Annotated in this window: 7 protein-coding genes; 6 read left to right on the top strand and 1 reads right to left on the bottom strand. The window is 39.8% G+C overall.

Going from position 1 to position 7,245, the window contains the following annotated elements:
- Window positions 1–305: 305 nt before the first annotated feature.
- Genes AB4298_RS11725 through AB4298_RS11700 form a run of 6 tightly spaced genes read left to right on the top strand, consistent with a single transcriptional unit; the run spans window position 306 to window position 5,392 of the window.
- On the top strand, window positions 306–1,280 hold the full coding sequence (locus AB4298_RS11725; protein ID WP_371986847.1) for an LPP20 family lipoprotein: 975 nt from the start codon (window positions 306–308) through the stop codon (window positions 1,278–1,280).
- Between the two features lie 24 nt (window positions 1,281–1,304).
- Window positions 1,305–2,306, top strand: a complete 1,002-nt coding sequence (locus AB4298_RS11720; RefSeq protein WP_371986846.1) for a hypothetical protein — start codon at window positions 1,305–1,307, stop codon at window positions 2,304–2,306.
- The gene (locus AB4298_RS11715; RefSeq protein ID WP_371986844.1) at window positions 2,303–2,902 is read left to right on the top strand and encodes an LPP20 family lipoprotein; all 600 of its coding nucleotides are present in this window, start codon (window positions 2,303–2,305) and stop codon (window positions 2,900–2,902) included. Before AB4298_RS11720 ends, AB4298_RS11715 begins: the two co-directional genes overlap by 4 nt.
- 57 nt (window positions 2,903–2,959) lie before the next feature.
- Window positions 2,960–4,450 carry a transglycosylase SLT domain-containing protein gene (locus AB4298_RS11710; protein WP_371986843.1) on the top strand — a complete coding sequence of 497 codons (1,491 nt, stop codon included), beginning with the start codon at window positions 2,960–2,962 and terminating at the stop codon, window positions 4,448–4,450.
- An 18-nt stretch (window positions 4,451–4,468) separates the two neighbouring features.
- Entirely contained in the window at window positions 4,469–4,651 is a 183-nt protein-coding gene (locus AB4298_RS11705) for a hypothetical protein (RefSeq protein ID WP_371986841.1), read from the top strand.
- Complete coding sequence (locus AB4298_RS11700; RefSeq protein ID WP_371986840.1) at window positions 4,652–5,392, top strand: ETEC_3214 domain-containing protein; 741 nt, start codon at window positions 4,652–4,654, stop codon at window positions 5,390–5,392.
- A 73-nt stretch (window positions 5,393–5,465) separates the two neighbouring features.
- Here AB4298_RS11700 and AB4298_RS11695 read toward each other — a convergent pair whose 3' ends face one another.
- Window positions 5,466–7,187 (bottom strand): phospho-sugar mutase, encoded by a 1,722-nt coding sequence (locus AB4298_RS11695; protein WP_371986838.1) that lies wholly within the window; start codon window positions 7,185–7,187, stop codon window positions 5,466–5,468.
- Between the last annotated feature and the right edge of the window lie 58 nt (window positions 7,188–7,245).

The following is a 7,245-nucleotide window of genomic DNA, read 5'->3' as shown; positions in this document are numbered from 1 at the left end:
TATTCAGTTATTCAGTTATTACATTTGCATTAAATGATTAATAACAGTAATCATTTTGCCGATTTCATTTATACGACACACATCACAAACAGAGTTCAAAAATAAAACTAGTATGCTGATAAAAAGTAACCCACTTGCATTTGAACTTAAAAGGTTACTTAAGGAATGGAGGCCTAAACAAATTAAACCCCTAATATTCATTACAGTCTCCCTACCTAAAAAACAGCTCCCACATTAGATTAGGTGATATTAAAGCACGCTCTCACCTACGAATAAACCATTTAGAATAGAATAAAACATTACAAATGAAATCAATATATAAGATACCTCTATACTCTTTGGTAATACTATTTACGATTGGTTGTAAATCTACCCCAACTCCTAATTGGTACCTCTCACCACAAAATAACAACCCAGAATATATTATAGCTGTAGGTGAGGGCCGCAGTTTAGACCAAGCTAAAAAGTCAGCTTTAAGTAATATCAATTCAGCCCTTTGGACTGAAGTCAATTCTTCTTTCTCAATGAGTGATAGCCATAGAAGCATAAACAATAAAAGCCATACAAATGCCTATGTTAACAACGCAGTTAACACTAAAACAGCGAATATAGCTTTAAGCGGTGTTGAGTATACAAATATTGCAGAGGGGGAATTGTCCTTTTATGCTCAGGCAAAAATAAAGAAATCCAACATTGTTAATCAGATATCCTCAGATTTAAATCAGATCAATCAAAAGTCTATAACTCAATTTGAAAAATTAAATCATCAAGATCCTATTCAGTGGTGGTTGGCTAATAAAGACAACTCGCATTTTACTGACCTTATTCCTGCTAGACTGGCTATTTTGAACTCTCTTTCACCAAGTTTAAATATTGATCTGAGTGCAGTAGATAGGTTAACCACTCAATGTTCAATAATTAAATCTAACTTTCTAATCTATATCAAGTCATCAAGTAAAGATGAAAAAATGGCTCAGATGTTAGCAGAAAAACTATCAGTTGAAGGAATAAAAACAACCACACTAAACGGCTCAAAGATAACTCACAAATTAATACTTAAATCAGACCTACGCCAAAGTATTATGACCGATGCATATATAACAACAAAAATCACCACCCTTGAATTAAAAAACAGAAACAATGATGTCATTGGAAGTAGTGAAGTCATTTCTACAGGCAACTCACTGACTAGTTACAAAATATCTAATGAAGGAGCTGAGCGCCATTTCTCATCTTTAATTGATGAACGTGGAGTTTGGTCATCACTAGGTCTTAAATAACAAAGATAATAATGGAATTAAACAATGCATAATAAAACAATAGTAGCACTTAGTATTTCTTTACTTTTAGGAGCATGTGCTTCTAGTCCAGAGAATATTTGTCACCCTAGCACAACTGTAAATATAGAAAGCTCAGATGTTCCTACAAAGAAAAGTGCTGAAAAGAAGTATATTGTTTTACCTGTTGATATCAATTTTGACGAACCCGCTGCAGACAAAATAAAAACAACTCTAATTAACCAATTAGAGTCTCAACTTAATGAGTCAGGTGTTCAAGTAGTAGATAGAAAACTAGCAAGTAAGCTAAAAAACGAAATCAAATTAGCAGAGCAAAGTGGTCGATATAATACTACCGGCATCCCTATCGCTGACTATGCAATTATTACTGAAGTAACAATGAGCGAGTTAAGCTCATCACATAATGAAACTCGCTATTATGAAAACAAAGATGGTGAAAGGAAAAAAATTCCTGCGAGTTGTGATTACACAGTCAAGTTTGCAGCAATAGCAAAAGTAGTTTCATTACCAGATATGGCCCTAATAAAAAGAATCGAGTTAGATGGTGATGACTCTTTTAGCACAGAAACAACAAACTCAAGATGTCCAATTTCTAATGCTCAATATTCTGGATTAGCATTAGCTGCGGCAACAGAGTCAATTGAACATGACGCTGAACTAAAAGAATTACTAGCTCCAAGCGCACCAGTACTTGAGCTACGTCACTGCGAAAGTGGTCCAATGGTTAAAATAGGAATGGGCTCAAAGACTAATATTCAACCAGATTCTGAAGTCACCTTTGCGAATGCAATCAAGAACTCTGAAGGTGAGATTGAAACCTTTAGCGTTGGTGAAGGCGAAGTTGTTGATATTCCGATGCACGGCATTAAACCGGATTATTCTTGGGTCATGATCGACGAAGAAACCGCACTAAAAATCAAAAGAGGTGATGAAGCGCGAATCGTTCCTCAAGTATGTAGCATGCTTGATATTGAATGTAACCTAGGCCGAGCAGGTATTCCATTTTGAAGAAATTAATATTAGTTAGCGTTGCAGCAATGACTTTATCAGCTTGTTCAGCAACCCAAACAGTCGAACAAACACAGCAGTTTGCTGATTGTACATTCCCTGATGCACCAAGCGTAGATGCTCCACCTTGGGTCTGTGATGTAATACCTAGCGATTTAGCCGCAGGCGGCATGGGTTACGCTAAAAAAAGTGCAGCGGGTATGGGAGTAATGCGCAACATTGCAATAAATAATGCCCGAGTTCAGCTTGCTTCTCAGTTTCAAACCGATGTCAACAATATGTTTAAACAAGCCATCCAAGGCTCGGTTAACACTACGACATCAGAAGGCTCAACTGAAGAAGTCTTAGAAACATTTGAAAATGTCACTAAAAACGTTGTGACTCGCTCGCTTTCAAATAGCAAGATCATTGTCAGCCAAGCCAGTCCTACAGGCGGTTTTTATGTACTTGTTGGTATGGATAAGGAAACCTACCAGGCAAACATAAATAAAGTGGTCGACTCAGTTAATCAAGACGCTAACTTATGGAATAAGTTTAATAATAAGAAAGCAGCAGAAGATTTATCTAAAGCACTTGATTCACTAAAAGCAATATAAGACAAATTCTGAGGCTGCTTTCAGCCTCTTTTTTGTATCCTGCAAATAGAGAAAACAATGAAACACTACCACAAGTCACTTCTAGCCTTATCTATTCTTTCTGCTGTTTTTTCATCCCATGCTAGTACAAATAATTCTTTTGCAGAATTGGAACAAGCAAAAGAAGAAATAAACCGTCCAATGGAAGAAAAAGTCGCAGAATTTCATCAGTATGTTAATGACTACTTAGACGAGTACGAAGCGTGGCGCGCACAATACAATAAAGATCTAGACCAACAAAGAAACGTGTTAATAGAGCACTGGGGAAGTGGTGAGGTTTCGGATCAAACTAAAAGCGTCGAATATACAGTTGATAATACAGTTAAGAAAGTCATCGACTATGAAAATAATAGTGCGACAATTTCAGTTCTAGTTGATGCAGATGCGGACTCGAATTCTATTCAAGCTATAGCACAACAAAATTTAACAGTTAATGGTAAAACTCTTAATCTGACTGATGCCAACATTTCTCAAGCCAGTGTTAACTACTCACAACAACAAGAAAATAAAGAGAAAGCCTTTATTATTGAACAGGTCGACATGCAGATGAAACAGCTTGATATTCAGGCTGATAGATTATTAATGTCGCAAACAGGTATTCCAGATTCGTTTATTCTTGAACGCTCTTACAATCAAAAACAGGTTCTACTTAATGAAGCCAAGCTTAGATTGATTCAACTCGCAAGCTTGTATGAACGTAAAAGGGAAGAATTAGGCATTCATGTTACGGCTGAACCAATGGATATCCCTAAAGTTACGACTCCAGTGCAACAAGCTTTAACAGAAAGCCAAGAGGTATCACCTTCAGCTACGGGTCCCGAAACCCCATTAGAACCGCTTCCGCCAAAAGATATTAACCCGATTGACAGCGAAACAATTACAGAAACAAAAAAAGTACAAACTGAAGTTGTCCAGTTAGTAAAACCTGCGAAAAAAGTTGTTTCCTATACGGTTAAACTCCCTAATAAAAGTTTAAACCACCGTGCGGATCAATACCTCCCTATGGCTGCTAGCGAAAGCAATAAGTGGGGAATAGATACTGCGGTCATTATGGCGATCATGCATAGCGAATCAAGTTTTAGACCAGACGCTAAATCACATATTCCTGCATTTGGTTTAATGCAGGTCGTACCGAGTAGTGCTGGTCACGATGTTAATCGACATATTCGAAAAATTGATGCCCCTATGAAAGCTGAAGAACTGTATGTTCCTCCGCTTAATGTCGAAACTGGAGCAGCTTATTTGCACATATTAAATAGTAAATACCTGAAAAGCATCACTGACCCTCAAAGCCGGCTATATTGCATGATTGCCGCATATAATACTGGCGCAGGAAACGTAGCCAGAGCTTTCAATGAAAATCGCTCAACCAACATTCGCAATGCAGCCAAAACCATTAACAAGATGCAACCCGATGAAGTGTACCATCACCTTTTAGCTGAATTACCGTATGACGAGACCAAAAATTATCTCAAGAAGGTAACCCAACGAATAGCACTTTATCAGTAAAGTTAGAGAGACAAAATTATGTTTAAAACGATACCGCTGATTTTAATAGCTATTGGGGTTTATATAGGAGTGTTCTTTGGCGATGAAATTACCGACGTTTTAGGGCAAGACACACTAAACCAGTTAGAAGAAGTTGTTGAAGAAACCATTGAAAATGGCAAGGACAACATACTAGAAAACTTAAAAGAACTTAATGATTAAATGATGACAAATAACGAACCTGCAACTGAAACAAAAGGAAAATTTGCAAGGATAATTGCCTTAGTTTCCCTAGTCGCAATAGCTTTAGGCGGCTTTAATGACACAACTGATGCCCTGAAGAAAATTTATGACTTTTCATTATCAAAATTTACCGATATCCCCTCTCAAGAAAAGTTAGACAATATTTACATAAGAGCATCTTCTGACATTCTTGAGCAAAACTTTGGCGCTCCAGTATATATAAAGCAAACCTATAATGGAGAGCTAATTAAGTACTATAAAGATGATCGATTTATTTTGTCAGTTATCAGTAAAGGCGGAGCGATTTCAGCATATTTAGTGTTCCCAGAATCAGGTTTCTATCCAGACACTAGTGCATCGTCTAGCGGGCAAGAGCTGCTGACAAACTCTTTTGATCAACAAGAGTCTGTCAATGATATACGGGCAACGATCTCCAAAACCATTACTTACTATATTGAAGAAAATACGACTGGAGAGTTTAGTAACCTATATTCATCTGTAAGTGGATATAGTGAGTTTAATACCAGTTTAACGCCTGAGAAAAGAGCGACTTTAACCGTATTGGTAGATGACATGCTTCTAGGCGAAGACATATCAGAACCCGCGATTGCAGTTAGAAAGACTCTACTCCCCAATTTCTATGGTTACAGCACCTTAGGTCTTGCAGCCCTGGAAGAAGCAATCTTAACCAACTCCGAGTTTAGGCTTATTAACCCATAATAAAGCCTGATAATCTAAAGGGAGCCTAGAAAGGCTCCCTTCAATATTACTATCCGTTCTTCCGAAGCTAAAGTTACTGCGGTAACGCTGCCTGATGCTCGCTAATAAAACGATCCATTTCGTCTTGAGCACGATGTTGGGCGCTAGATAACGTATCGTCTGCCGTCATTGTTGCTACCACTTCGTAATAACATTTGATTTTGGGCTCTGTGCCTGACGGCCTAACAATCACCCTAGCGCCATTGTCTAAACGGTAAATAAGCACGTCACTGGTTGGCAGAGCAATATCTTCTTCACTGCCATCGCTAAATACACGTTTGCTGATGCTGATATCATCGGTTGATAACACTTTATGCCCGGCAATCGTTAACGGTGGATGTTGACGTAAATAAGCACCAATATTCGGCGTTGCTGGTTTAAGTGCAATGCTAACCTGTGCGTTCAGATGGAAGCCATGCTCGCGATAAATCGTTTCTAGGCGGTCCCAAATAGTTTCGCCTTGACTGGCAAGTTCAGCAGTTAACTGAGCAAAGGCCACTAAAGCTGATAAGCCGTCTTTATCCCACACCATTGAGCCCACTGTGTAGCCTAAAGCTTCTTCATAGGCAAACAAGAAACGATTGTCATCAGTCTCTTCGCTCATACCGACATTCGTTAGCCACTTAAATCCAGTAAGTGTGGTACGGCAATTTGCCTGTAAGCTTTGAGCCACTTTTGACAATAAACTCGACGAGACAATGGTAGTGCAAGTTAAGCGCTCATTTTCGTTAGCGTGCGTCAATAAGTAATGGCCGAACAGCACACCGACCTGATCACCCGTTAGCATTTGGTAGTCGCCTTTATCTGTACGCACAGCAACGGCAAAACGGTCAGCATCAGGATCATTGGCACAAGCTAGCATAGCGCCGTGTTTTTGCGCTTCTGCAATCACCATATCCATGGCGCCCTTCTCTTCTGGATTAGGGAAATTAACCGTTGGAAAGTCGCCATCAGGCTGCGCTTGCTCGGCAACCGAGTAAACCTTGGTAAAGCCAGCATCTTTTAGCACATTGAGCGCCATCTCATTACCCACACCATGCATTGCGGTATAAGCTAAACTGACCGAGTCTGGTTGGGTGTTATTTTGCAATACTCCCGCTTGATTAACGCCTTGCCGATAAGCTTGATAAAACTCATCGTCAAGCATCACTAGCAAATTTGCCGCTTGTGCTTTGCTTGCACCTAGTAAGGTAAGCGTTTCGGTCGCGGCTTTATCTATACAGGCGGCAATACCACTATCATGAGGCGGAATAATCTGCGCACCATTACCCCAATAAACTTTGTAACCGTTATATTGTGGTGGATTATGGCTTGCGGTCACCACAATGCCTGCCGCGGCGCCTAAGTGTAATACCCCAAAGGCCACCAGCGGTGTAGCAGCAACATTAGCGGTAAGATAAACCTTTATACCCATCGCAGTTAATACACCTGCTGCGTCCTGAGCAAACTGTTTTGAGTCATGGCGGCCGTCATAACCAATAATAACGCCTCGGGTGGCGACATCGCTAATTTGCCCTTTTAGATATGCGCCAAGACCTGCAGAGGTTTGTTGTACAACTAAACGGTTCATACGTGTAGGACCTGCGCCAACAACACCACGCAGCCCTGCGGTCCCAAATGCTAGCCTACCAGCAAAACGCGCTTCAAGTTCGTTGGTATTATCTGCGTCGACTAACTGCTGCAACTCATGCTGCATTAGGGGATCGGGGTCGCTTTCAATCCAATGCTTTACTCTCAATGCCAACTGCGTGTCCATAACTCACTCCATTTGCTATCTACTCGGTAACGCTTTACTCATCACTAGAATAATCAGC

The sequence above is a fragment of the Shewanella sp. 10N.261.52.F9 genome, from assembly GCF_041471165.1.
Classification (GTDB): Bacteria; Pseudomonadota; Gammaproteobacteria; order Enterobacterales; family Shewanellaceae; genus Shewanella; species Shewanella marinintestina.
Note: the sequence above shows the minus strand (reverse complement) of the source record. Positions and strands in the feature narration are given on the sequence as shown.

Excerpts from the sequence above, each read along its gene's own strand:
- AB4298_RS11700 (WP_371986840.1), top strand. The coding sequence starts at position 4,652 with ATGATGACAAATAACGAACCTGCAACTGAAACAAAAGGAAAATTTGCA.
- AB4298_RS11695 (WP_371986838.1), bottom strand. The coding sequence starts at position 7,187 with ATGGACACGCAGTTGGCATTGAGAGTAAAGCATTGGATTGAAAGCGAC.
- AB4298_RS11725 (WP_371986847.1), top strand. The coding sequence starts at position 306 with ATGAAATCAATATATAAGATACCTCTATACTCTTTGGTAATACTATTT.
- AB4298_RS11710 (WP_371986843.1), top strand. The coding sequence starts at position 2,960 with ATGAAACACTACCACAAGTCACTTCTAGCCTTATCTATTCTTTCTGCT.
- AB4298_RS11705 (WP_371986841.1), top strand. The coding sequence starts at position 4,469 with ATGTTTAAAACGATACCGCTGATTTTAATAGCTATTGGGGTTTATATA.
- AB4298_RS11720 (WP_371986846.1), top strand. The coding sequence starts at position 1,305 with ATGCATAATAAAACAATAGTAGCACTTAGTATTTCTTTACTTTTAGGA.